The 1,966-nt window shown below is 35.7% G+C and carries 2 protein-coding genes; both read left to right on the top strand.

Annotated features, from left to right (window positions below):
• Positions 1-184 (top strand): neutral zinc metallopeptidase (locus Q0614_RS06240; protein WP_298787330.1); only part of this gene is annotated, 184 nt, incomplete at its 5' end.
• Positions 185-612: 428 nt separating this feature from the next.
• The coding region (locus tag Q0614_RS06235; RefSeq protein ID WP_298787328.1) for an ATP-binding protein at positions 613-1,966 on the top strand (1,354 nt) is incomplete at its 3' end.

The raw sequence follows: 1,966 nt of genomic DNA, 5'->3' as shown, positions 1-1,966 counted from the left end.
GGCGGGCGATATCGACGAGGCGCTAAATGCCGCCAGCGCGATCGGCGACGATACGCTGCAGCGTAAATTTAGCGGTCGCGTCGTGCCCGATTCTTTCACGCACGGCACCTCGGCACAGCGCAAAGAATGGTTTAAAAGAGGCTTAGCGGGCGGAAACCTAAAAGCTTGCTCGTTCGAGCCGTAAAATGCAGACTTTAAGTTCGTAAATTCTGCCATCTAAAATCGCCGTCTCGCGTTTGAGCCGTGAGGCGCGGGCTAGATCAAAGGCGGTTTAAATTTTAAAATTTAACGCCGAGCCTAGGGCAAAATTTAGAATTTTATGATCGGCGATTAAAAGTTCGGACGGCGCGCTCGGCTAATGTGGCGACGGCTTGTTTGAGCGAGGCTTGACTACGGCACAAGAAACCAAAATAGATACGTTAAAATTTATGGAGGCGAAAATGAATAAAATAACCTGCATCTGCCTAGGCGTGCGAAGCGTATGTAAAGCTACTTTTCAGATCAAAGTGAACTAAGGTTATATTTTTACTTTGATTTCTACCGCAAAACACTATATTTTTTGAAATATAATATGATATAATTTATAAAATTTTCTTTATCAGGATGCTATTTATGTTTAATAATACTATTAATGGATCTCCCGCGAAGAGTTTCTTCGTAGGTATGCTTACGAGAGATATAGACTTAGATGATGCAATACTTGATTTAATAGATAACTCTCTTGACGGATTACTTAGACAAACAAAAGGCGTAACAAGTGATTACCGCAAATATAAAGTTAGTCTAACTCTCAAAAAAGATATTTTTTGTATTTATGATAATTGTGGTGGTATACCAACAAAAGATGCAATGGAGTATGCTTTTAGGATGGGCAGGCCCGATAATGCTCCAAAAGACGATGATTTGCCAACAATAGGAATGTACGGCATTGGAATGAAAAGATCTGTTTTTAAAATGGGAACTAATATATGTATTACAACAAAAAATATTGAGCGAGACTTTTCTGTCGTAATAAATGACTCTTGGTTAAAAGATGATACAAATTGGAATCTTGAAATGATAGAGGCCGAAAATAATTTACTAGAAAATGGTACTGAAATAAAAGTAAGAAATTTATATCCAGGTATAGCGGAGCTATTTGATGAAGGGAGCTCTTTTATATCTAGATTAAAAGATAAAATATCAATATATTATGCTTTTGTTCTAAAAGAAGGATTTATTATTGCCGTAAATGGAGAAAATATCGTTGGTAGAGATATTGAATTTTTAATAGGTGATGATAACAATAAACATTTTAGACCTTATGTGTATCAAGAAGAAAACAATGGACTAAAAATAACTATTGTTTGCGGCATTATAGGTCAACCAGAAGATGATAATATGGATGATGAAACATACAACACTCCATCATCTGATAAAATAGAAGCCGGATGGACGATTGCGTGTAATAATAGAATAGTGCTATACGCTGATAGAACAAGGCTTACTGGCTGGGGTGACGGGCTTCCAAAATTTCATTATCAATTTAATTCAATAGTAGGTATTGTTAATTTTGAAAGCAATGATAAAAATGTTTTACCCATTACGACTACAAAACGTGGGGTAGATGCCTCATCTGATACATTTTTAAGAATTAGACGAAAAATGATAGATGCAACCAAAAAATTTACAGCCTATACAAACAAATGGAAAAACAAAAGAGAAGAAGAGAGAGATAAAGTGATAGCTTTTACTCGTAAGGCCAATGTATACTCAATAGTTTCATCAATAATAGATGAAGATCCATCAGAAGACAAAAAAGAATTTATACCAACCAACCTACCTGTTCCAGACACAGTCAGAAACAACAATATGGAAACAATAAGATTTCAAAAGGATAAGAAATTAGTAGAGCAAGTTGCTGAATACTTATTTGAAGATAAAACACACAATAAAAATGAAGTTGGCTCCGAATGCTTTGATAGAT

The organism is uncultured Campylobacter sp., assembly GCF_937997595.1.
GTDB lineage: Bacteria > Campylobacterota > Campylobacteria > Campylobacterales > Campylobacteraceae > Campylobacter_B.
Note: the sequence above shows the minus strand (reverse complement) of the source record. Positions and strands in the feature narration are given on the sequence as shown.